We start from the raw sequence: 22974 nt of genomic DNA, 5'->3' as shown, positions 1-22974 counted from the left end.
AATGGAGGGGAAAATCGTCAAGGTTTCCGGGCCGCTGATCGTGGCTTCGGGCATGGGCGAGGCCAAAATGTATGACGTTGTGCGCGTAAGCGAGCAGCGCTTGATCGGCGAGATCATAGAAATGCGCGGAGAGATGGCCTCCATTCAGGTATATGAGGAAACGGCGGGCCTGGGGCCCGGCGAGCCGGTAGAAAGCACGGGCTTTCCGCTCTCGGTAGAGCTGGGGCCAGGGCTGATCGAATCGATCTTCGATGGGATCCAGCGTCCGCTCAAGGTCATCCGCGAGATGGTGGGGGATCGGATCAGCCGCGGCATCGAGGTCAACGCCCTGGACCACGAAAAACTATGGGCCTTTAACCCGGTCATTAAGGTGGGCGACCGGGTGAGCGGGGGCGATATCTTCGGCACCGTGCAGGAGACGCCGGTGGTGGAGCAGCGCATCATGGTGCCTTATGATGTGGAAGGCACCGTGGAATGGATCTTCAGCGGCGAGGCCACCATTATGGACCCGGTGCTGAAGGTGAAAAAAGACAGTGGGGAGACCGTGGAGCTGCCCATGATGCAGCGCTGGCCGGTACGGCGCGGGCGGCCTTATGTGAGCAAGATCTCTACCTCTGAACCCATGGTGACCGGGCAGCGCGTGATCGATACCTTCTTCCCGGTGGTCAAGGGTGGCGTGGCCGCGGTACCTGGCCCCTTTGGCAGCGGCAAGACGGTGGTACAGCACCAGCTGGCCAAGTGGGCGGATGCGGACATCATCGTGTACGTAGGTTGCGGCGAGCGTGGCAACGAGATGACGGACGTGCTGATGGAGTTCCCGGAGCTGAAGGATCCGCGCACCGGCGAGCCGCTGATGAAGCGCACGGTGCTGATCGCTAATACCTCGGATATGCCGGTGGCGGCCCGCGAGGCCTCCATCTATACCGGGATCACCATTGCGGAGTACTTCCGCGATATGGGCTATAAAGTCGCCATCATGGCGGATTCCACCTCGCGCTGGGCGGAGGCGCTGCGCGAGATGAGCGGACGCTTAGAGGAAATGCCGGGCGAGGAAGGTTACCCGGCTTACCTGTCCAGCCGCTTGGCGGAGTTTTACGAGCGGGCCGGCCAGGTGCAGTGCCTGGGCGGCGATGGGCGCACCGGCGCGGTTACGGCTATCGGCGCGGTATCCCCTCCGGGCGGCGATATTTCAGAGCCGGTATCCCAGGCTACGCTGCGCATCGTCAAGGTGTTCTGGGGCTTAAGCTCCAGCCTGGCATATAAGCGCCACTTCCCGGCCATCGACTGGTTGCAGAGCTACTCGCTTTATACCGACCGGATTGAAGGCTGGTATAACGCCAACGTCAGCCCGGAATGGGATAGCCTGCGGCAAAAGGCCATGGGCATATTGCAGGATGAGGCCTCGCTGGACGAGATCGTGCGGCTGGTAGGCGTGGACGCGCTGGGCTTTAGGGACCGGCTGACACTGGAGGCGGCGCGCTCCATCCGTGAGGATTACCTGCATCAGAACGCATTCCATGAGGTAGACACCTATTCCAGCCTGCCTAAGCAGTTTGGCATGCTCAAGATGATCCTGGCCTGGTACGAGCAGGGCCTGGAAGCCTTGGATGAAGGCGCCAGCTTGCAGGCGCTGATCGCTCTGCCGGTGCGCGAGCGGATCAGCCGGCTTAAATACGTGCCGGAGGAGGAGCTTGGCTCCTTTGCCGAGGTGGAACGGCAGCTGCAAAGCGAGATCGCGGCGCTGCTCTCCGAGGAAGGGGTGTAAAGAATGCTGAAAGAATATCGTACGATTCGCGAGGTCGTAGGGCCGCTGATGTTGGTGGATCAGGTAGAAGGCGTTAAATACGACGAATTGGTGGAGATTGAGCAGGCCAACGGCGAGATCCGCGCCGGGCGCGTGCTGGAGATCGACGGCGATAAGGCGCTGGTACAGCTGTTTGAAAGCTCGCAAGGGCTTAAAATATCCGATAGCCGCGCGCGTTTTCTGGGCCGGGGCATCGAGCTGGCGGTCTCAGAGGATATGCTGGGGCGCGTGTTTGACGGCATGGGCCGGCCCATCGATAACGGGCCGGAGATCATTCCGGATGCGCGAATGGACATCAACGGCCAAGCGTTGAACCCCGCGGCCCGGGCCTATCCGGATGAGTTTATCCAGACGGGCATCTCGGCCATCGACGGGCTCAATACCCTTGTGCGCGGGCAGAAGCTGCCGGTATTCTCCGGCTCGGGCCTGCCGCACGCGCAGCTGGCGGCGCAGATCGCCCGCCAGGCCAAGGTGCTGGGGCAAAACGAGCGCTTCGCGGTGGTGTTCGGCGCCATCGGTATCACCTTTGAGGAGGCGGATTTCTTTATTCAGGATTTCCGCCGCACCGGCGCCATCGACCGGACGGTGCTGTTTATGAACCTGGCCAACGACCCGGCGGTCGAGCGTATCGCCACCCCGCGCATGGCGTTGACGGCGGCGGAGTATCTGGCCTATGAGAAGGATATGCATGTGCTGGTCATCCTGACCGATATCACCAACTATGCTGAGGCCCTGCGTGAGGTGTCCGCTGCGCGCAAGGAGGTGCCGGGCCGCCGGGGCTATCCCGGTTACCTGTATACCGACCTGGCCTCTATGTACGAGCGCGCGGGCCGCGTGCAGGATAAGAAGGGTTCTATTACTCAGATCCCCATCCTGACCATGCCGGAGGACGATAAGACCCACCCCATCCCCGACCTGACGGGCTATATCACCGAGGGGCAGATCATCCTCTCGCGTGAGCTGTACCGCCGGGGCATCCAACCGCCGGTAGACGTACTGCCCTCGCTGAGCCGGTTAAAGGATAAGGGCATCGGCCGGGGCAAGACCCGGGAGGATCATGCCGATTCCATGAACCAGCTGTTCGCCGCTTACGCCCGCGGGAAGGATTGCAAAGAGCTCTCCGCCATTTTGGGCGATTCGGCGCTGACGGATGTGGATAAGCTGTACGCTAAATTTGCGGACGCTTTTGAGGCGGAATACGTCAACCAGGGATATGAGACCAACCGCACCATTGAGGAGACGCTGACCATCGGCTGGAAGCTGCTCAGCATCCTGCCGCGCAACCAGCTGGGCCGTATCCGCGACGAATACCTGGATAAGTACCTGCCCAAAGCGGAAGGGGAGTAAGCTATGGCGCAAACCCGTGTAAACCCCACGCGGATGGAGCTGACCCGGCTCAAACGCAGCCTGGCCACCGCCGTGCGGGGGCATAAACTGCTAAAAGATAAGCGCGACGAGATGATGCGCCAGTTCATCGGGCTGATCCGCAAGAATAAGGAGCTGCGCGAGGACGTGGAGCGTGAGCTGCAAAGCGCGCTGAAAGGTTTCGTCATCGCCAGGGGGACCATGCCGGCGGAGACACTGGAGGAGGCGATCCTCTACCCGGCGCGGCAGATCACCGTAGAGGCTGGCTTGCAAAACGTGATGAGCGTTGAGGTGCCTAAGCTCCAACTGCAGGAACTGGGGGAGAAAAGCGGCGCGCTGCCTTACGGCTTTGCCTTTACCTCGGCCGAGCTGGACGGGGCTATCGCCACCATGGCGGAGATACTGCCCAAGATGCTGCAGCTGGCGGAGATCGAAAAATCCTGTAACCGCCTGGCGGACGAGATCGAAAAGACCCGGCGGCGGGTCAACGCCCTGGAGTATGTGATGATCCCGCAGATGGAGGAAAATATCCGCTACATCACCATGAAGCTGGATGAAAACGAGCGGGGCAGCCTGACCCGGCTGATGAAGGTCAAATCCATGATCGCCCAGCGGCAAGAGGCGCCGGTGTAAGAATTTATGCAAAGGGCTGCGCAGCGTAAGCTGCGCAGCTTTTTTGTTTTTAGGGGCGGATGCGCGCTTATAGCGGATAGAAGGGTTTGAAATTTTAAGGAGAGCGTTGTATAATAATCAAATCCTACGGTATTTATATCCAAACTTGCCGCAGACAAAAGGACGGAGGCAGAGCTATGAAGCAGGTGGAAACTTATAAGATCATCGACGCGCACACCCACATTTTTCCGGAAAAGATCGCCATAAAGGCCAGCAAAAATATCGGCCATTTTTACGATATTCCCATGCGCTATGACGGCATGGCGCACACGCTGGTGGAGAGCGGTAGGCGCATCGGCGTATCCAAATACCTGGTCTGCTCCACGGCGACCAAGCCCGAACAGGTCGAAAGCATCAACGACTTTGTGGAAAGCAAGTGCAAGCAGTATCCGGAATTTTTCGGCTTTGCCACGCTGCATCCGGCCTATCCCGATATCGAGCGCGAACTGGACCGGATCGCCCAAAAAGGGCTGCACGGCATCAAGCTGCATCCGGATTTTCAGGCCTTTGATATTGACGCGCCCGAGGCGATAACCATGTATAAGGCCATCGCCAAGCGAGGGCTGCCGATCTTATTCCATACAGGGGACGACCGGTATGACTATTCGGCGCCCAAAAGGCTATACCATGCCATGTCCGAGGTGCCGGACATGGTTAGCATTGCGGCGCACTTCGGCGGCTACCGGCGCTGGGAGGAGGCGGACCGGTACTTGCATGTGCCCAATGTGTACTTTGATACTTCCAGCAGCTTATTTAAGCTCTCTCCCGAGGACGCGCGGGCGATGATCGCCCATATGGGAGAGGACCGGTTCTTTTTCGGTACGGATTACCCGATGTGGGATCACGAGGAGGAACTGGCGCGCTTTATGAACTTGAAGCTTTCCAGGGAACAGAACGAAAAGATCTTCCACCAGAACTTTGAGAAGCTTTTCGGCATCCGGGTGTAAAATACAGGCTATCGCGGCCCGCCTTTTTGGCGGGCCGCTCTTTTTATCTGTAATCGACAGAAAAAGTTAAGAAAGCCTTAAGCCGGATTTGCGCAGACGATGATATAATCAATATTCTAAGAAGGCTTGGAGGATTTTGGATGTACTATATGATGAGCTTTGTTTTAGAGGCTGTGCTGGGATTTTTGGTTGGCGTTTTCCCGCTGCTTGCGATCTTTTGGCTCTGGCAGCGGCGCAAAGTAAGGCGCTTGGGCGGCAAGATATACGCCGTACATACGCTGGGGGCGGCGTTTTTCGGCATCGCGCTGGTAGGGATGCTAGGGGTCACGGGGGTGCCCTCCGTCGGACAGATCCATTTTAGCCCCAATATCAGCTTGATCCCCTTTATCGATGCAGGGGATACGGGCGTGCAGTACCTGCCAAACGTATTGCTGTTCATTCCCTTTGGCTTTTTTCTCCCGCTGCTGTGGGAAAGGTTTGACAGCTGGGGCAGGGTGTTGCTGTACGGGGCGGGCATGTCGCTGGCGATCGAGGTGGCGCAGCTGTTTTGCTGGCGGGCCACGGATATCGACGATTGGATCATGAATACGCTGGGCGCGCTGATCGGCTTTGCGGTTTTCCGCGGACTGCGAAAAACGGCGCCGCGATTTGTGGATCATTGCAGGATACAGGGCGGGCGAACGGGCATCGTGGGGCTGGAACCCTGGCTGATTCTGCTGCTTTGCTGGCTTTTCCCACTACTGTTGCAGCCCGTGGTGTCAGAGGCGGTCTGGAGCCTGTTTTATTAAATTGAAAAAGCCGGCCAAAAGGCCGGCTTTAAAAGTTAAGGGCGGTTTACTTTGCAAACAATGGGGCGACCTGTGCGCGCAGGCTGCCGGGCACCAGCTCGATCTGCCCGTCCGCCAGCCCCAGCTTTTCGCCAAGGGCCGCATCCGGCCAGAGGACGTCGTCTGCAAAATCGATGCGGTATTCGGTTCCGTCCCCGGCTGTCAGGAGGAGATATTCTCCCGGCGTCATCTCATCTTTTTGGGCGTTGTAACCGGCCGTGTTCAACGCCTGGCGCAGCGCGGCGGGCGCATCCGCACTGGTGCCCATCCAATTCCCTTGTGCGCTGAACCATTGCAGCTGCTGGGCCTGATCCAGCAAGTCTTGCAGCGCGGCTACCTGGGCGCCGCCAGGGGTGTAGAGCGTATAGCCTTGGGCCAGACCCTGCCATAGGCTGTCCGAGGCGTAGGCATACTCCCAAACGGCGCTGCCGGCCAGGTGATAGCGGCGGGCCAGCTTACTTTTGAGGGAGAGCGCCTGCCCATCGTCAAACCACATTTTATGCAGGTTGTTATCCGTATCCACAAACTCGTAATAGCGCGCCGCTTCAGGTTCCATCCATGTCCCCTGTGCGTTCCATTGGCTGACGGTGACGGTATTGCCCCGCAGATCTTGATAGCTGCCCTCCTCCAACAGGCGCTGGATGTGCCGGTCGTAGACCGGTACGGTCATCTTGCTATCGGTTTTCCAGGCGGGGAGGTATTCGCCGCCCTGCTGGGTATAGGTGTAATCCCGCCCATAAAAGGGCACGCCCAGCAGGACTTTATCGGAGGGGACCACCTCCAGCAGGGTCTGGAGGGAGGCATCCACCCATTCCAGGCTGGCCACCGGCCCATCCTCCTGGGAGAAAGAACCGTTTTGATCGTAGGCCATTACGCAAAGATAATCCGCATGTTGGGCCAGCGTTTCATGATCGTAGCACTGCCAGAAATTGTTTGGGTCCGGATTGCGCATGCGGATATTGGTGCAGACCGACAGGACCGTTCCCTCGGGCAGGGCGGCGCGGCACTGGGCGATAAAGTCGGAATAAAGCAGTTTATCGTCGGGGTCCATATTTTCAAAGTCGAAGTTGACGCCGTCGAGCTGATAATCGGTGACGTATTGCGCCAACTGTGCGGCGAAGGCCGCGGTATGCTCCTGCGAGTGGACCAATGCCGCGGAAAGCTCGGGCGTCATACTGACGGCGGTCCCCCAGATCTTGAGTCCATCGGCATGGGCCTGGGAAACGAATTGGGCAAAATCGCAGGATTCACCCAGCTGCGCGATGGTCTTGAGCTCCGGCTTCTCGGCGGTGCCCTCCACGTAGAACCAGGTGGGGGCCAGCACGTCCAGCCCTTCGGGACGGCCGGTATAGGTATGCGGCCGGTAGGCCCAGGCGATGGTCAGCGGTTCGGGCGATTGGGCGGAAATATTTTCCAGCCATCCGGCAGGGCTGGTCTTGGGGGCTTTGCGCAGCCATTCGGGGATCTGGCGGGCCACAAGTACCCCTCCTGCCAGAAGAATGGCCAGCGAAATGGCCAGGATGACCCAAAGGGGCCGGATTTTAAAGTGACGGCGTTGGGTAGACCGGGGAAATTGTATATGCGCGCGCATAACTGCCCTCCAATTTTGGTTTGTTTTACACCAGTATAGCATAGCCCGCCGGGGAATGCTTTACCCGCGAAAGTCTTTTACACGATCCTTACATGGCCTGTGATGGACGAAATTACGCCGGTTGCCATTAAGATAGTGTTGTGATAGAATAAACGAGTTGACGAGGGAGAGGTAAAAAGAGCTAGGTGGATAATGAAAAAAGAGTCATTTAAAAAAGCTTTAAGCTGGTTTAACATTATCTTTACGGTCAGTATCGTGGTGGTATTGATCGTGATGGACACGAACAACGGCGGGCAGGAGATCCTCTGGCAGCAGCTTCAGCCGGGCTGGCTGATGGTGGCGTTGTGTTCATTGCTGCTATACTGGTTGACGGATGCCTGCCTGCTGCATTATATGATCGGCGTGCTATACGCCCCGCGCATACCTTACCGCGTTTCCCTGCGGAATGCCATGCTGGGGCATTTTTACAGCGCGTTGACGCCGTTTTCCAGCGGCGGGCAGCCCTTGCAGGTCTTTTACATGTCGGGAGACGGCATCCCGGTAGGCGTTTCTTCCAGCGCGCTGCTGGTCAAGTTCATCGCCTATCAGACCACGATTGTGACCGGGTGCCTGGTGCTCTTTCTGGCGCAGATCGGCAGCATCGTAGCCCGGTTTGATCAGCGGCTGCTGGTCATCACGCTTTTGGGCTTCCTCTTTAATTTTATGATGGTGTTTATCCTGATCATGATTATGGTCAGCGAAAAAACGGTGGTCAGGGTCGTGCACGGCATCTTGAACCTCTGTTGCAAGATGCGCATTATCCGCCATAAGGAAAAGGCGGTCACCCATGTGGATAAGGTGCTGGCCGACTACCGGCAGTCCATTGGGTTTATGAAAAAGCACCCCAAGAACCTAGCGGTGATGATCGGCCTGACGGTGCTGGAGCTGATTTTTTATTTTTCCATCGTCTATTACGTCTACCGGGGCTTTGGCTTGTACGGCGCCCGGCAGATCGATTTTATCGTAGACCATCTGCTGCACTATATGACGGTGGCGTTCGCCCCCACGCCGGGCAGCTCGCTGGCGGCGGAGGCGGGATTCTTCGCTTTCTTTGGGCAGAACATCCCCAGGGAGCTGCAGTTTTCCATGATGCTGGTTTGGCGCTGCATCACCTATTATTCCTGCCTGCTGGTAGGCGGCGGCATCGTGATGTATCACAGCATGCGCAAGCTTTCGCGCCGGCGCCGGGCTAAGGTGGATGGGCTGATGATGCCCGTGGAGGAGGAAGTGCGGGTCGAGCCGCATCCCATCGGAGAAGAGCCGGAAGCGGCGCAGAGTGACTGCGACCCGCCGGTTGAACCCGAAAAGTAAAGCAAAAGCGTCGGGTTAAAGAAAGAGTATGAAAAAAACCCCCTGCAAGATGCAGGGGGTTTTTTTTATACGGACCAGGCTTAGATGCCCTGAGCCTGCATGGCTTCAACCACTTTTTCAAAACCGGCGATGTTGGCGCCGATCACATAATTGCCCTTGGCGTTATAACGCTCAGAGGCGTCCGCGATCTTGTGGAAGATGCCGGTCATGATATCTTTGAGCTTGGCATCCACCTCTTCAAAGCTCCAGCTGAGGCGCTCGCTGTTCTGGCTCATCTCCAGGGCGGAGGTGGCTACGCCGCCGGCGTTGGCAGCTTTACCGGGGGCAAACAGCACGCCGTTTTTCTGGAAGTACTCGGTAGCCTCGATGGTGGTGGGCATGTTCGCGCCCTCGCCCACGGCCTGTACGCCGTTGGCCACCAGCATTTTGGCATCCTCAAGATCCAACTCGTTCTGAGTGGCGCAGGGCAGGGCGATGTCGACCTTTGCCTGCCATACGCGGCCAGACTCGGAATACTTAGCGTTCGGGCGATACTGGGTGTACTCTTTGAGGCGGCCGCGGCGTCCCTCTTTGATCTGCTTGACCGCGTCCAGATCGATCCCCTCTTCGTCGTAGATCCAACCGGTAGAATCGGACATGGTGACGACCTTGGCGCCCAGCTGGGTAGCTTTCTCGGTGGCGTAAATGGCCACGTTGCCGGAGCCGGAGACCGCGCAGGTCTTGCCCTTTAAGTCCATACCGTTGTAGCGGAGCATCTCATCGACCAGGTAGAGCAGGCCGTAACCGGTAGCCTGGGTACGCACCAGAGAGCCGCCGTAGGTGAGGCCCTTGCCGGTGAGCACGCCCTCGTACAGGTTGGTGATGCGCTTGTACTGACCGTACAGATAGCCGATCTCACGGGCGCCTACGCCGATATCGCCGGCCGGTACGTCCACATCCGCGCCCACGTATTTGTACAGCTCCGTCATAAAGGCCTTGCAGAAAGCCATGACTTCGCGGTCGCTCTTGCCCTTGGGGTCAAAATCGGAACCACCCTTACCGCCGCCGATGGGAAGGCCGGTGAGCGAATTTTTGAAGATCTGCTCAAAGCCCAGGAATTTGATGATACCGGTGTTGACCGAAGGATGGAAGCGCAGCCCGCCCTTATAGGGACCGATAGAGTTGTTAAACTGGATGCGGTAACCGGTGTTGACCTGGGCCTGCCCCTTGTCATCCACCCACTGCACTTTGAATTTGACCTGCCGGTCGGGCTCGACGATGCGCTCGAGTACGGCATCGCGGCGATACTCATCCTCATGCGCTTCGACTACCATGCGCAGGGACTCCAACACCTCTTTAACGGCCTGGAGAAACTCCGGCTCGCTGGCATTCTTTTTAGCAACCTGGCTGAGTACCTCGTCTACATAAGACATACGATCAATCTCCTTTGCGATAGATTTGGATCTATTCATTTGGAGGGAACGGGAGATTTCGCAGCCTGCAAATTGTATAATTATACGATTTGCGCCGCCCTCTGCCATTGCGCCTCCACATGAAGGATAAAGTTACATAAATATAATAATCGCAATTCCGGCATCTGTCCATAAATTTTTGAAGGTTGGATGGATTTTTTTTGCAAATTTTATGGGCGTGAACATGCAATAAGTGTGCAAACTGCACACTGCGCAAGCAGATCAAGGCGTGCATAGACGGTTGCAACCACTGTGGTTAGCGGATTCCAGACGATAGCGGATAGGTCAAAGCGGTTTTGCAATTTTTTGGCCGGGGGCATGCAGGCCGCCGGCATAGCGGCGCAGCCTGCGCCAAGGCGCTGAAACGGGACAAAATGAGGGCCTGGTGCGCAGTTAAAACTTGACAAGTTATGCAATCAATCATATAATTATTCCGGTTAAACAAAGGCGTTTGACAAGGAGGGATGGTTTGCTTCTTGATGAACGCCTTTATTTTGAGCCCGGATTGGGGGTGCGGCAAAACCGCGCCCGATGGCAAATACCACGGCGGAATGGGACTTTCAAACAGAAAGGGTGAAGGGATGTTAACGGCGATAACGGGCATTAACTGGGGAGATGAAGGAAAGGGACGCATGGTAGACTTGCTTTCGGAGGACTACGATATCGTAGTGCGCTACCAGGGCGGGAACAATGCGGGGCATACGGTCGTCAACCCCAAGGGCAAGTTTATACTTAATTTATTGCCTTCCGGCATCTTGCGCGACGACGTGGTCAACGTAATGGGCAATGGAATGGTGATCGACTTAGAGCACCTGGCCGGGGAGATCGGCCGGCTGCGGAAGGCAGGCGTAGAAGTAACGCCGGAGCACTTGAAGATCAGCGACCGGGCGGTGATTTGCATGCCGTACCATGTGATGCTGGACTGCTTGGAGGAAGAACGGCTGGGAGATGCCAAGTTTGGCTCCACGCGGCGGGGCATCGCGCCGGTATATGGCGATAAATATATGAAGAAAGCCCTGCGAATGGGAGAGCTTTTGCACCCTGAGCGCATGGCGCAGCGCCTGAAGGGCATATTGGAATGGAAGAACCTGACCATTGAAAAGGTCTATGGCGGTCAGGCAGCGGCCCTGCAAAAAATGCTGGATTGGCTGAAAAAATATGGAGAACCGCTGAAAAGCTATATTTGCGATACCGGTCTTTACTTGGACGAAGCGGCAAAAGCGGGCAAAAATATCATGTTTGAGGCGCAGCTGGGGGCCCTGCGGGATATCGACTTTGGCATTTATCCCTACACCTCGTCTTCTTCCACCATCGCGGCCTATGCGCCGGTGGGGGCGGGCATCCCCAACCGCAAGCTGGATAAGACCATCGGGATCATGAAGGCCTATTCCACCTGCGTTGGAGAAGGGCCTTTTACCGCCGAGATGTTCGGAGCCGAGGCGGAGGCGCTGCGCAAGGCCGGCGGCGAATACGGCGCGGCCACCGGGCGGCCCCGCCGGGTCGGCGGGTTCGACGTGGTAGCCTCCCGCTACGGCGTGCGCATGCAGGGGGCGGACGAGCTGGCGTTGACCAAGATGGATGTGCTCAGCTATCTCGAGCGGATCCCGGTATGCACGGCTTACCGGGTGGATGGAGAACTGACGCAAGCGTTCCCCTTCACCGATGCGCTGGATGAAGCGCAGCCGGTGATCGAATACCTGGAGGGCTGGGGGTGCGATATCAGCGGCTGCCGCAGCAAAGAGGAGCTGCCGGCCCAGGCGCTTGCCTATATCGCCTATATTGAGGCGGCTGTGGGTTGTAAGGTGCGCTACGTTTCGGTGGGGCCGGCCCGCGAGCAGTACGTGGTGCTATAATCAAATCGACCAGGGGTATATGCAAATACGGGCACTGGGCCATTGTGGCGCGGCGCCCGTATATGGTAAAATAATATAATAGGTTTGGTGGACTTTAAAAGCGCGGAGCTTGGCGGGTCCAGGGCCTAAAAGGAGGCGAGACTGGTGAACGAAACGGTAAGGGAAATACTGGCTTTTGTGGAGGAAAACGACATCAAGTTTATCCGGTTGGCCTTTTGCGATAGCTTTGGCATGCAAAAAAACATCTCCATCATGCCGGATGAGCTGGAACGGGCTTTTCAACACGGCATTTCCTTTGACGCCTCGGCGATCCGCGGGTTTATGGGCGTAGAACGGTCGGATCTGTTTTTGCAGCCGGACCCGGGCACGCTATCCATCCTACCGTGGCGGCCGATGCAGGGGCGGGTAGCGCGCTTTTTTTGCAACATTCGCTATCCGGATGGCCGGCCCTTTGAAGGGGATGGGCGGTTTATCCTCAAAAATGCGGTGCAGCGGTGCGCCGATATGGGCTATACCTGCCGGATCGGCGCGGAGTGCGAATTTTACCTCTTCCAGCTGAATGAGGATGGCGAGCCGGTCTTGGTGCCTCACGATAAAGGCGGGTATTTCGATATCTCGCCGCTGGACAAGGGGGAAAACGTGCGCCGGGAAATCTGCCTGACCTTGGAGGAGATGGGGCTGCGGCCCGAAAGCTCGCACCACGAGCAGGGCCCCGGGCAAAATGAGATCGACTTCCATTACGGCGATGCGTGCACTGCGGCGGACGATCTGATCACGTTCAAATCCGTGGTCAAGGCGATCAGCCTGCGCAACGGGCTTTTTGCCTCCTTTTTACCCAAGCCTTTTGCCGACCAGAGCGGCAGCGGGCTGCACATCAATATTTCGTTAAGCAGGGATGGAGAGAATCTCTTTCAGAACCTAGAAGAGGAAGGAAGCGTGGCGGCCAGCTTTATCGCGGGTGTGCTGGACCGGGCGGCGGAGATCACCGCATTTTTGAACCCGCTTACCAACTCTTATGCGCGGTTTGGCGCCTTTGAGGCGCCAAGGTTTATCGCCTGGTCGCGCATGAACCGGGCGCAGCTGGTTCGCATTCCGGCTACGAGCTCGGGCGAGCACAGCCGCATGGAGGTGCGCTCGCCCGACCCTGCGTGCAACCCATACCTGGCCTACACACTGCTGCTTGAGGCGGGCATGGAGGGGATTGCGCAGGGAAAACAGCTGGGCCCCGCGATGGATTTTGACCCCTATGCGCCGGGCGCGCGGGTGGAGGGCTTGCCCAAGCTGCCCGCAACCCTGGAAGAGGCGCTGGCTTTGGCCGGAGGCAGTGAATTTGTGCGCCGGGTCTTGCCGCAGACGGTGGTGGACAAGTACCTGGAATTTAAGTCCGCCCAGGCGCACCGCGTTGCGCAGGCAGAAGATCGGGCGGCGATGGAGCGCGAGCTCTACTTTCTCAGCATTTAAGGCTGGATTACTGGGCGAAAGGACGGTGAGTCTGTGGACAGTGGCTTAATCGTATCCGGAACCAGTAAGGGTACCGCCTTTATCCAGAAAGTGCTGCAATCAAGCGGCTGTGCCCAGATCGCCGTAGCCAGGTCGGGGAGCGAGGCCAGGCGGCTGCTCATCGAAAACGAGTACGACCTCGTGGTGATCAACGCCCCGCTGGGGGACGAGTATGGCCACGAGCTAGCCATGAGCGTAGCCGGCGGCGCTGGGAGCGGCGTGCTGCTGATCGTGAAAGCGGAGGCGGCGGACGAGATCTCGTCCAAGGTTGAGGAAAGCGGCGTGTTCGTGGTACCCAAACCCATCAGCGCCCAGTTGTTCTTTCAATCGGTCAAGTTGGTGGAGGCCACCCGCAGGCGGATGTTGGGCCTGCGCAGCGAGAACAGCAAGCTGAAAAGGAAGATAGAGGATATCAAACTGGCGGACCGGGCCAAGTGCGCGCTTATTCAATACCTGGGCATGACCGAGGCGCAGGCCCACCGATATATAGAAAAACAGGCCATGGATTTGCGGCTGACGCGGCGGGAAGTCGCGCAGCGGATTCTCAATACCTATGAAAGTTAGCCTGGTTAAGGCATAGAAAGGAGAAAGCGTTTTGGAGCAGACATTGTATCTCGTCCTTGAGAACGGGCGCGTTTTCAAGGGGAAGGGCTTTGGCGCCGAAGGCGAAGTGACAGGAGAGGTAGTTTTCTCCACGGGAATGACCGGATATTTGGAGACCCTGACCGATCCTAGTTATTATGGGCAAATCATCGTTCAGACGTTTCCGCTCATCGGGAATTATGGCGTGATTCCAGAGGATTTTGAAAAAGACCAAACCTATCTTAGAGCATATGTCGTGCGCGAATGGTGCGAAGAGCCGAGTAATTACCGGTGCGCCGACGTGCTCGACAATTTTTTAAAAGAGCAGAACATCATCGGCCTTTGCGGGATCGATACCCGGGAGCTGACCAAGATCATCCGTGACCACGGGGTAATGAACGGCAAGATCGTCCGCACGCTGGATCATATGGAGCAGGACCTGCAGGAGATCAAGGCTTACCGGGTGCAGGACGCCGTGCCCAACACCAGCTGCAAGGCGGTGTTTGAGGAAAAGGCGGAAAACAGCACGCACAAGGTGGTGCTATGGGACCTGGGGGCCAAGATGAACATCAGCCGGGAGTTGCTCAAACGCGGGTGCGATGTGATCACCGTGCCGTATAATACTACTGCGGAGGAAGTGCTGGCCCTGAACCCCGATGGGGTGATGCTGACCAACGGCCCGGGAGACCCGGCGGATAACATGGATGTGGCCCAGGAGATCGCCAAGGTCGTAGCCGCGCGCGTGCCCACCTTTGGCATCTGCATGGGGCACCAGCTGCTGGCCTTGAGCCAGGGAGCCAAGACCATGCGGCTTAAGTACGGGCACCGGGGGGCCAACCAGCCGGTGAAGGATCTCAGCAGCGGGCGGGTATTTATCTCCAGCCAGAACCACGGCTATGCGGTGGTGAGCGAATCGCTGCCCCAAACAGCCCACGTTTTCTTTGAAAATGCCAACGACGGCACCTGCGAGGGCGTGGCCTATGACGATGTGCCGGCATTCTCGGTGCAGTTCCACCCGGAAGCCTGCGCAGGCCCGCACGATACGGCTTACCTGTTCGACCAGTTTATCGGGATGATGGAGGAGAATAAGCATGCCTAGAGATAAGAATATCAAGCGCGTACTGGTAGTGGGCTCCGGCCCCATCGTCATCGGCCAGGCGGCGGAGTTTGACTACGCCGGGACCCAGGCCTGCCGGGCACTGAAGGAGGATGGACTGGAGGTCATCCTGGTCAACTCCAACCCGGCTACGATCATGACGGATAACGCCATGGCGGACAAGATCTATATCGAGCCGCTGACGACCGATACCCTCAAGCGCATCATCATTAAAGAAAAACCGGACAGCCTGCTTTCCACCCTGGGCGGACAGACGGGGTTGAACCTAAGCATGATGTTGGCCAAAGAGGGCTTTTTGGAGGAACATGGCGTTAAGCTTTTGGGTGCGAACCCGGAGACCATCGACCGGGCGGAGGACCGCCAGATGTTTAAGGACGCCATGATCGAGATCGGCGAGCCGGTCATCCCCTCCAAAGTGGTGACGGATCTAGAGGCGGCGGTGGAATTTACCAACGAGATCGGCTACCCGGTGATCATCCGACCGGCCTTTACCCTGGGCGGCAGCGGCGGCGGCATCGTCAATAACGAAGAGGAGCTGCGGGAGATCGCGGCCAATGGGCTGCGCATGTCCCCGATCACGCAGATTCTGGTGGAAAAGTGCATCTCCGGCTGGAAAGAGATCGAGTTTGAAGTGATGCGGGACAGCCAGGGCAATGTAATTACGATCTGTTCGATGGAGAACTTTGACCCGGTGGGCGTACATACCGGCGACAGCATCGTGGTGGCCCCGGCGCTGACGCTGGCCGATAAAGAATACCAGATGCTGCGCAGCGCGGCGCTGAACATCATTACCGCCATGGGCGTTGAGGGCGGGTGTAACTGCCAGTTTGCCCTGCATCCGGACAGCGACGAGTACGCGGTCATCGAGGTCAACCCCCGCGTGTCCCGCTCCTCGGCGCTGGCCTCCAAGGCCACGGGCTATCCCATTGCCAAGGTGGCCACCAAGATCGCCATCGGCTATACGTTTAACGAGATCCTCAACGCCGTTACCGGCAAGACCTATGCCTGCTTTGAGCCGGCCATCGACTACGTGGTGGTCAAATTCCCCAAATGGCCCTTTGATAAATTCGTCTACGCCAAGCGCACCCTGGGCACGCAGATGAAGGCCACCGGCGAGGTCATGGCCATCGGCCACAGCTTTGAGGCGGCGCTGATGAAGGCGGTGCGGGGCGCGGAGATCGGCCTGGATACCCTGAATATGCCCAAGCTCAAGGCCCTGAGCGATCAGGAAGTATATGATAAGCTCAGCGTGTGCGATGATGAGCGCATGTTTGTGGTGTATGAGGCCATCAAGCGCGGCGTGAGCATGGATGATATCTACAATATCACCAAGATCAACCACTGGTTCCTGGCCAAGCTCAAAAACATCGCCAAGATGGAGCAGCGCCTCGCCAGCGAGCCGCTGACCGACGAGCTTTACCACAAGGCCAAGGATATGGGCTATCCGGACGCGGTGGTCCGGCGCTTCTCCGGTCAGGAGATCGCCCATCCGCTGTTTGCCAGCTATAAGATGGTGGATACCTGCGCGGCGGAGTTTGAGGCGGAGACCCCGTACTTTTACAGCTGCTACGACGAGGTAAACGAGGCGGCCCAGTTTATCGAGCAGCACCCGAGCGATAAAAAGACGGTGATCGTCTTTGGCTCCGGCCCCATCCGCATCGGCCAGGGCATTGAGTTTGACTATGCCTCGGTCCATTGCGTTTGGGCGCTGAAGGAAGCCGGGTACGAGGTGGTCATCGTCAATAACAACCCCGAGACTGTTTCTACCGACTTTGATACGGCCGACCGGCTGTACTTTGAGCCGCTCACCCCTGAGGACGTGATGAGCGTGATCCACACCGAGAAGCCCTACGGGGTGGTGGTGGCCTTTGGCGGGCAGACGGCGATCAAGCTGACCAAATTCCTGGAGTCCGCCGGCGTCAAGATTCTGGGCACCTCGGCGGACAGCATCGACATGGCGGAGGACCGCGAGCGGTTTGACGAGCTGTTGGAGCGCATCGGCATCGCCCGGCCCAGCGGTTCTACGGTGATGACGCCGGAAGAGGCGCTGGAGGCGGCTAACCGCCTGGGGTATCCGGTGCTGATGCGGCCCAGCTATGTACTGGGCGGGCAGAACATGATCATCGCCTTTAGCGATGAGGACATTAAAGAATATATGGGGATCATCCTCCAGCACAAGCAGGATAACCCCATCCTGATCGATAAATACCTGATGGGCATCGAGATCGAGGTAGACGCCATCTGCGATGGCAAGGATATCCTGATCCCCGGCATCATGGAGCATATCGAGCGGGCGGGCATCCATTCGGGCGATTCCATCGCGGTCTATCCGGCATGGAACTTAAGCGGGCGGATGACCCGGCAGCTGATCGACTACACCCGGGAGCTGGCGCTGGCGCTCAACACCCGCGGCCTGGTCAATATCCAGTACGTGGTTTACCAGGGCAAGATTTATGTGATCGAGGTCAACCCCCGCGCCTCGCGTACCATCCCCTACATCAGCAAGGTGACCGGCGTGCCCATGGTGGACCTGGCTACCCGCGCCATGCTGGGCGAGACCCTGGCGCAGATGGGCTATGGCACCGGGCTTTACAAGGCGCCGCCCTATGTGGCGGTAAAGGTGCCGGTATTCTCCTTTGAGAAGCTGCAGGATCTGGACGTGCACCTGGGGCCGGAGATGAAATCCACCGGCGAGGTGCTGGGTATCGGCAAGACGCTGGAGGAGGCGCTCTACAAAGGGCTGATTGCCGCCGGCTTTAAGATGGAGAAAAACGGCGGCGTATTGATCACCGTGCGCAACAGCGATAAGGCCGAGGCGATGGATATCGCCCGCAAATTTGCGGACCTGGGCTTCCAGCTGTATGCCACCGAGGGCACGGCCGAGTGGCTGCGCCGCGCGGGTATGAAGGTGACGGCCGTGAAGAAGATCCACGAGGCAGACGATAATATCCAGACGCTGCTGGAGAGCGGCAAGGTCAAGTACATCCTGTCCACCTCCACCAAGGGGCGCTTGCCCAGCCGGGACAGTGTGAAGATCCGCCGCAAGGCCATCGAGCTGGCGATCCCCTGCCTGACCAGTTTGGATACGGCCAACGCCCTGGCGGACAGCCTGCGCAGCCGCTACTCCCCCTATTCCACCGAGCTTGTGGATATCAACAATATGCGCAAAAAGCGGCTCAAACAGCCCTTTATCAAAATGCAGGGCTGCGGGAATGATTATATCTACTTCAACTGCCTGGAAAATGAACCGGTCAGCCCGGAATCCCTGAGCGTGATCCTCTCAGACCGGCATTACGGCATTGGCGGGGATGGCATCATCCTGATCTGCCCGTCCAAGGTGGCGGACGCCAAAATGCGCATGTTCAACCGGGATGGCAGCGAGGGACGCATGTGCGGCAACGCCATCCGCTGCGTGGGTAAGATTTTGTACGAGGAGGGCATCGTTCCCCGCGAGGTCATGACCATTGAGACCTTGAGCGGCATCCGGGAGCTGACGCTTTGGGTACAAAATGGCGAGGTGGCCTCGGTGCGGGTCAACATGGGCAAGGCGGAGACGGCCTGCGAAAAAGTGCCGGTGCGCTTTGACGGCCAGGAGATGATCAACCAGCCCATGACCATCGAGGGCAGGCAGTATAACGTTACCTGCGTATCGATGGGCAACCCCCACGCGGTGGTGTTTATGGATAACCTCAATACCTTTGATATCGATACCGTTGGGCCGGCCTTCGAGTTTGACGAGGCCTTCCCGGAGCGGGTAAATACCGAATTTGTGCAGGTGATCGATAGCCATAACCTGAAGATGCGGGTATGGGAGCGGGGCAGCGGCGAAACCATGGCCTGCGGCACCGGGGCCTGCGCGGCTGTGGTTGCGGCTGCGCGCAACGGCTATTGCCCCAAGGGCGAGGAGATCGCCGTACGGGTAAACGGCGGGCGGCTGCTGGTGACCTATACCGACGAGGCCGTCTACCTGTGCGGGGACTGCGTCAAGATCTTCGACGGCGTGGTCGAGATTTAGCGAGAGAAGTTTGGAGTAAAGAACATGGCGAGAGACTATGCAAAAGAGCTGGAAGCGCGGGTGGCCTTTATTCAAAGCCAGCTGCGCGATAGCGGGGCCAGGGGCATCGTATTTGGCAACAGCGGCGGCAAGGACAGCGCGCTGGTGGGCATCCTGTGCAAAAAGGCCTGTGATGACGTGCTGGGCGTGATGATGCCCTGCCAGTCGAAACGAAATTTTGGCGAGGACATGCAAGATGGCCTGGCCGTGGCCCGGCAGTTCGGCATTGAGACCACTACGGTGGATTTGAGCGATGTTAAGACCGCGCTGACCGATGCGATAGCCCCGGTGGGCACGGTGAGCGATGCGGCCAGCGCCAATATCGCCCCCAGGCTGCGGATGGCGACGCTGTACGCCATCGCCCAAAGCCGGGGCGCCCTGGTGGCCGGCACGGGCAACCGCTCGGAGCGGTACGTGGGCTACTTTACCAAGTGGGGCGACGGCGGGTGCGATTTTAACCCCATAGCGGATTTAACGGTGGGCGAGGTCTATGAATTTTTGGCCTTTTTGGGCGCGCCGGAGAATATCATTCAAAAGGCGCCCTCTGCAGGGCTGTTTGAAGGGCAGACCGACGAAGGCGAGATGGGTATGACCTATGCCGCTATTGACCGGTACATCCTTTCGGGCCAGGGAGAGCCGCAGGATGTAGAAAAGATCACCCGCGCGCATGCGCGCAGCCTGCATAAGCTGCGCATGCCCGCGACATTTGGAGGGATGCAGGATGCGGATTAATACCCATTATCAGGACCTGGAGGACAGCTATCTGTTTTCGACCATCGCCAAAAAGGTGGCCCAGCAGAGCGCGGAGCATCCCGAGCAAAAGATCATCCGCCTGGGGATCGGGGACGTTACCCTGCCGCTTTGCCCTGCCGTGACAGATGCGCTGCACGCGGCGGTGGATGAGATGGGCAACAAGGAGACCTTCCACGGCTATGGGCCGGAGCAGGGGTATGACTTCCTGCGGGAGGGCATCCGGGGCTATTACGTACAAAAGGGCGTGGTGCTGGAGGCGGGCGAGGTATTCATCTCCGACGGCGCCAAGAGCGACCTGGGCAATATCCTGGACTTGTTCGACAGGGACAATACCGTGCTGGTGCCCGACCCTGTATATCCGGTTTATGTGGATACCAATGTGATGGCCGGGCGAAAGATTTTATACTGCGATGCGACGGAACAAAATGGGTTTTTACCTCCGCCGCCGCAAGAGGTTGAGGCGGACATTATTTACCTTTGCTCGCCCAATAATCCCACGGGCGCGGCCTACAACCGGGAGCAGCTGGGCGCCTGGGTGGCTTATGCAAGAGCGGTTGGCGCGGTGATCCTGTACGATGCGGCATACGAGGCCTTTATTCAGGATGAATCGCTGCCCCGCAGCATTTACGAGATCGAAGGGGCCAAGCAATGCGCCATCGAGTTTTGCTCGCTCTCCAAGACGGCGGGCTTCACCGGGCTGCGCTGCGGCTATACGGTGGTGCCGCTGGCGCTTTGCGGCGGCAGGCTGAACGCCATGTGGCTGCGGCGCCAGACCACCAAATTTAACGGCGTGCCCTACATCGTGCAACGGGCGGCCGCGGCGGTATTCACGCCTGAGGGATTAAGACAGATTGAGGAAAACCTGGGCTATTACCGGGAGAACGCGCGCATCATGGCGCAGGCGCTGCGGGAGATGGGCGTATGGTTCACCGGCGGGGAGAGCTCGCCCTATATCTTCATGAAGTGCCCGGGCGGCATGGACTCCTGGCAGTATTTCGATCTGCTGCTTAAGCAGGCCGGTGTGGTAGGGACTCCGGGTGAGGGCTTTGGGAAAAACGGCGCGGGCTTTTTCCGCTTAACGGCTTTTGGAGAGCGGGAAGCCACGAAAGAGGCCATGGCGCGCATCCGCGCGCTGCATGAAAAGCTGTGAGATAGAAAGATATAAAGGGATAGGAAACGGGGGTGGCGCAGATGGTCTGGGCAATCGCTATCGCGGCGGTATTGGCGCTGGTATATTTGGGGATCGGCCTGGTCTTTGCCCGCCGCGCCATCGATCCGCCGCGGCGGCTGTATAAGGATGTGCTGCGCGAAGAACTGGAGTGCGGCAACCTGAAAGACGATACGTTGTTACAGCTGCCCTTTCAGCAGGTCAGCGGGCAATCGGTTCGGGGCTGTCCGCTGGTGGCGCGCCTTTATCGGCCCAAAGAAAAGAGTGCTCGCTACGTACTGTTTTTACATGGGTACAACTATCCCTATATCAGCGCGCTGAAGTATCTGCCGCTTTTTTTGGAGCGGGGGATCAACGTGCTCATCCCCGACCATGCGGGCGCAGGGGAGAGCGGCGGGCGCTATGCCACCTTTGGCTATTTTGAGCAGCAGGATGCCGTCAACTGGTTAGGGCGCATCCGCGGCTGGGCCAGGGACGAGGGATTCTCCGCGGCGCAGATCGGCGTTATGGGCGAATCCATGGGCGCGGCCACGGCGCTGCTGGTGGCGCAAAAGGCTAAGGGCCTGCGGTTTTGCATTGCGGATTGCCCCTATCCATCCTGGATGGCGATTCTGCGCTACCGGGCGCGAGTGGAGATCGGCCCCTGGGCGGTGGGCTTTATCCCCGCCGCGCGGCTTTGGATCTACCTGCTTTCCGGTGCGCGGGTCAAAAAGGTGGATATCGCGGCCCACGCCGGAGAGATCGGCATGCCGGCCATGATCATCCACGGCGAGGCGGACGATTACATCCCCTGGGAGCTAAGCCATAGGATCGTTGAGGCCAACCCGGCCATTGCTTATCACCTGATCCCTGGGGCCAGGCATGCTCAGTCAATCGGCCGGGCGCCGAAGGCGTATCGGGAGATCGTGTGGCAGTTTTTGGATCAGGCCGGATTTTAAGCGCGAGGGCGCCGCGCGGCGGCAAAAATTAAAGACAAACGCAAAAGGGAGATCATCCTGGGATGATCTCCCTTTTTTAGGTTGAGTTATGATGAGAGCAACTCTTCAAAGCTCATCTTTAATACGTTGGAGAAGGCCACCAATTCAATATCCGTTACAAACCTTTTGCCGGCCTCGATGCGCTGTATCGCGTTTTTATCCAGGTCCAGGCCGAAAACCTGCATTTGGTCGGCCAGCTGACGCTGCGAAATTTTGACGCTTTTTCTGTATTTTGCGATATTTTTACCGCAAAGGTTATTTAATCCGTCTTTTGTCTTATTAATAAACATGTTCCACCGTTTATGACATTTAGTGATTGTCAACATAGAAAGTATATGCTATATTAAAAACAGGTTGACATTCACTAAATGTCAATTTAGCTGAAAGGAGCCTGTTTATGCGAAGGATTATCGCGGGCTGTATGCTGGCAGCCCTGCTGATAGGGTGTGCAGGCTGCGCCTTTTTTAATCCTGAAGCCGTGCGGGAAACCCAGGCCGCGCGCTCTTCGCCGGCGGAGCCGTCGGCTGGAGATGAAATGGATATCGGGGATACGATCACCACAGAGCATTGTCGAGTGACGATCGAGGCGATAGAGCTGGCATATGATGTGCTGCCGGAAAAAGAGGACGGGCTGTTTACACACTACAAGGCGGCCCCGGGTAGGGTGTATATCTGTGTATCGTTGGAGATAAAAAACAGGACCCAGGCCGACCTGCGCTGCGACGAGCTGGGTTGGGCGACGGCCCGCTATAACGGGAACCAACAATACAGATCTTTCACGGTCGTAGAAGATGCCTATACAGGATTCGCCCTTGCAAACCTGTCCGTTATCCGGCCCGGGGAGGTGCAGCGCATCAAGCTTCTCATCGAGTGCCCGCAGCAGGTCCATGAAACCCGGGCGCCGTTATGGCTGGCTTTTGATATTGACGGAACAAGCTTTAAATACACTATCCGGGAATAAAA

At 58.0% G+C, this 22974-nt stretch carries 18 protein-coding genes; 15 read left to right on the top strand and 3 right to left on the bottom strand.

Features of this window, described 5'->3' with window-relative positions; translation table 11 throughout:
• The first annotated feature begins 1 nt into the window (after position 1).
• The 5 genes from H8699_RS04605 to H8699_RS04585 all read left to right on the top strand — a co-directional run bounded on the left by H8699_RS04605 (position 2) and on the right by H8699_RS04585 (position 5576).
• Complete coding sequence (locus H8699_RS04605; RefSeq protein ID WP_249284679.1) at positions 2 to 1765, top strand: V-type ATP synthase subunit A; 1764 nt, start codon at positions 2 to 4, stop codon at positions 1763 to 1765.
• A 3-nt stretch (positions 1766 to 1768) separates the two neighbouring features.
• On the top strand, positions 1769 to 3151 hold the full coding sequence (locus tag H8699_RS04600; RefSeq protein WP_147517474.1) for a V-type ATP synthase subunit B: 1383 nt from the start codon (positions 1769 to 1771) through the stop codon (positions 3149 to 3151).
• Positions 3152 to 3154: 3 nt separating this feature from the next.
• Complete coding sequence (locus H8699_RS04595) at positions 3155 to 3802, top strand: V-type ATP synthase subunit D (RefSeq protein ID WP_249284678.1); 648 nt, start codon at positions 3155 to 3157, stop codon at positions 3800 to 3802.
• 176 nt (positions 3803 to 3978) lie between these two features.
• Positions 3979 to 4788 carry an amidohydrolase family protein gene (locus tag H8699_RS04590; protein ID WP_249284677.1) on the top strand — a complete coding sequence of 270 codons (810 nt, stop codon included), beginning with the start codon at positions 3979 to 3981 and terminating at the stop codon, positions 4786 to 4788.
• Between the two features lie 140 nt (positions 4789 to 4928).
• Positions 4929 to 5576 carry a VanZ family protein gene (locus tag H8699_RS04585; protein WP_249284676.1) on the top strand — a complete coding sequence of 216 codons (648 nt, stop codon included), beginning with the start codon at positions 4929 to 4931 and terminating at the stop codon, positions 5574 to 5576.
• A 46-nt stretch (positions 5577 to 5622) separates the two neighbouring features.
• On the opposite strand, the gene H8699_RS04580 is transcribed toward H8699_RS04585, so the two are convergent.
• The gene (locus H8699_RS04580) at positions 5623 to 7092 is read right to left on the bottom strand and encodes a glycosyl hydrolase family 18 protein (RefSeq protein ID WP_249284675.1); all 1470 of its coding nucleotides are present in this window, start codon (positions 7090 to 7092) and stop codon (positions 5623 to 5625) included.
• 306 nt (positions 7093 to 7398) lie between these two features.
• Between H8699_RS04580 and H8699_RS04575 the strand changes: the two genes are divergently transcribed.
• Positions 7399 to 8556 carry a lysylphosphatidylglycerol synthase transmembrane domain-containing protein gene (locus tag H8699_RS04575; RefSeq protein ID WP_249284674.1) on the top strand — a complete coding sequence of 386 codons (1158 nt, stop codon included), beginning with the start codon at positions 7399 to 7401 and terminating at the stop codon, positions 8554 to 8556.
• Positions 8557 to 8636: 80 nt separating this feature from the next.
• Here the strand turns inward: H8699_RS04575 and gdhA are convergent, their stop codons facing one another.
• Positions 8637 to 9968, bottom strand: a complete 1332-nt coding sequence (gene gdhA / locus H8699_RS04570; protein WP_249284673.1) for an NADP-specific glutamate dehydrogenase — start codon at positions 9966 to 9968, stop codon at positions 8637 to 8639.
• A gap of 620 nt (positions 9969 to 10588) precedes the next feature.
• Between gdhA and H8699_RS04565 the strand changes: the two genes are divergently transcribed.
• The 8 genes from H8699_RS04565 (at position 10589) to H8699_RS04530 (ending at position 21972) form a co-directional block, all read left to right on the top strand.
• Positions 10589 to 11860 carry an adenylosuccinate synthase gene (locus H8699_RS04565; RefSeq protein ID WP_249284726.1) on the top strand — a complete coding sequence of 424 codons (1272 nt, stop codon included), beginning with the start codon at positions 10589 to 10591 and terminating at the stop codon, positions 11858 to 11860.
• A 144-nt stretch (positions 11861 to 12004) separates the two neighbouring features.
• The gene (locus H8699_RS04560; RefSeq protein ID WP_330605140.1) at positions 12005 to 13321 is read left to right on the top strand and encodes a glutamine synthetase family protein; all 1317 of its coding nucleotides are present in this window, start codon (positions 12005 to 12007) and stop codon (positions 13319 to 13321) included.
• A 33-nt stretch (positions 13322 to 13354) separates the two neighbouring features.
• Positions 13355 to 13924, top strand: a complete 570-nt coding sequence (locus H8699_RS04555; protein ID WP_138296546.1) for an ANTAR domain-containing response regulator — start codon at positions 13355 to 13357, stop codon at positions 13922 to 13924.
• A 31-nt stretch (positions 13925 to 13955) separates the two neighbouring features.
• Positions 13956 to 15041: a carbamoyl phosphate synthase small subunit gene (locus H8699_RS04550; RefSeq protein WP_249284672.1), complete on the top strand. Its 1086-nt coding sequence runs from the start codon at positions 13956 to 13958 to the stop codon at positions 15039 to 15041.
• Entirely contained in the window at positions 15034 to 19074 is a 4041-nt protein-coding gene (carB, locus tag H8699_RS04545) for a carbamoyl-phosphate synthase large subunit (protein WP_249284671.1), read from the top strand. Before H8699_RS04550 ends, carB begins: the two co-directional genes overlap by 8 nt.
• A gap of 24 nt (positions 19075 to 19098) precedes the next feature.
• Entirely contained in the window at positions 19099 to 19845 is a 747-nt protein-coding gene (gene nadE / locus H8699_RS04540) for an NAD(+) synthase (RefSeq protein WP_249284670.1), read from the top strand.
• On the top strand, positions 19835 to 21016 hold the full coding sequence (locus H8699_RS04535; protein ID WP_249284669.1) for an LL-diaminopimelate aminotransferase: 1182 nt from the start codon (positions 19835 to 19837) through the stop codon (positions 21014 to 21016). The genes nadE and H8699_RS04535 overlap by 11 nt, the downstream gene beginning before the upstream one ends.
• A gap of 41 nt (positions 21017 to 21057) precedes the next feature.
• Entirely contained in the window at positions 21058 to 21972 is a 915-nt protein-coding gene (locus H8699_RS04530; protein ID WP_249284668.1) for an alpha/beta hydrolase, read from the top strand.
• An 86-nt stretch (positions 21973 to 22058) separates the two neighbouring features.
• On the opposite strand, the gene H8699_RS04525 is transcribed toward H8699_RS04530, so the two are convergent.
• The gene (locus H8699_RS04525; protein WP_138296540.1) at positions 22059 to 22301 is read right to left on the bottom strand and encodes a helix-turn-helix domain-containing protein; all 243 of its coding nucleotides are present in this window, start codon (positions 22299 to 22301) and stop codon (positions 22059 to 22061) included.
• A gap of 107 nt (positions 22302 to 22408) precedes the next feature.
• On the opposite strand from H8699_RS04525, the gene H8699_RS04520 reads away from it, so the two are divergent.
• Positions 22409 to 22972: a hypothetical protein gene (locus tag H8699_RS04520; protein WP_249284667.1), complete on the top strand. Its 564-nt coding sequence runs from the start codon at positions 22409 to 22411 to the stop codon at positions 22970 to 22972.
• Positions 22973 to 22974: the final 2 nt, after the last annotated feature.

Source organism: Luoshenia tenuis (assembly GCF_014384745.1).
GTDB lineage: Bacteria > Bacillota > Clostridia > Christensenellales.
This window is presented reverse-complemented; position numbering and strand designations above follow the sequence as displayed.

Bases quoted from the DNA above. Each gene is read 5' to 3' on its own strand.
- H8699_RS04605 (WP_249284679.1), top strand. From the start codon at position 2: ATGGAGGGGAAAATCGTCAAGGTTTCCGGGCCGCTGATCGTGGCTTCG.
- H8699_RS04600 (WP_147517474.1), top strand. From the start codon at position 1,769: ATGCTGAAAGAATATCGTACGATTCGCGAGGTCGTAGGGCCGCTGATG.
- H8699_RS04595 (WP_249284678.1), top strand. From the start codon at position 3,155: ATGGCGCAAACCCGTGTAAACCCCACGCGGATGGAGCTGACCCGGCTC.
- H8699_RS04590 (WP_249284677.1), top strand. From the start codon at position 3,979: ATGAAGCAGGTGGAAACTTATAAGATCATCGACGCGCACACCCACATT.
- H8699_RS04585 (WP_249284676.1), top strand. From the start codon at position 4,929: ATGTACTATATGATGAGCTTTGTTTTAGAGGCTGTGCTGGGATTTTTG.
- H8699_RS04575 (WP_249284674.1), top strand. From the start codon at position 7,399: ATGAAAAAAGAGTCATTTAAAAAAGCTTTAAGCTGGTTTAACATTATC.
- gdhA (WP_249284673.1), bottom strand. From the start codon at position 9,968: ATGTCTTATGTAGACGAGGTACTCAGCCAGGTTGCTAAAAAGAATGCC.
- H8699_RS04565 (WP_249284726.1), top strand. From the start codon at position 10,589: ATGTTAACGGCGATAACGGGCATTAACTGGGGAGATGAAGGAAAGGGA.
- carB (WP_249284671.1), top strand. From the start codon at position 15,034: ATGCCTAGAGATAAGAATATCAAGCGCGTACTGGTAGTGGGCTCCGGC.
- nadE (WP_249284670.1), top strand. From the start codon at position 19,099: ATGGCGAGAGACTATGCAAAAGAGCTGGAAGCGCGGGTGGCCTTTATT.
- H8699_RS04535 (WP_249284669.1), top strand. From the start codon at position 19,835: ATGCGGATTAATACCCATTATCAGGACCTGGAGGACAGCTATCTGTTT.
- H8699_RS04530 (WP_249284668.1), top strand. From the start codon at position 21,058: ATGGTCTGGGCAATCGCTATCGCGGCGGTATTGGCGCTGGTATATTTG.
- H8699_RS04525 (WP_138296540.1), bottom strand. From the start codon at position 22,301: ATGTTTATTAATAAGACAAAAGACGGATTAAATAACCTTTGCGGTAAA.
- H8699_RS04520 (WP_249284667.1), top strand. From the start codon at position 22,409: ATGCGAAGGATTATCGCGGGCTGTATGCTGGCAGCCCTGCTGATAGGG.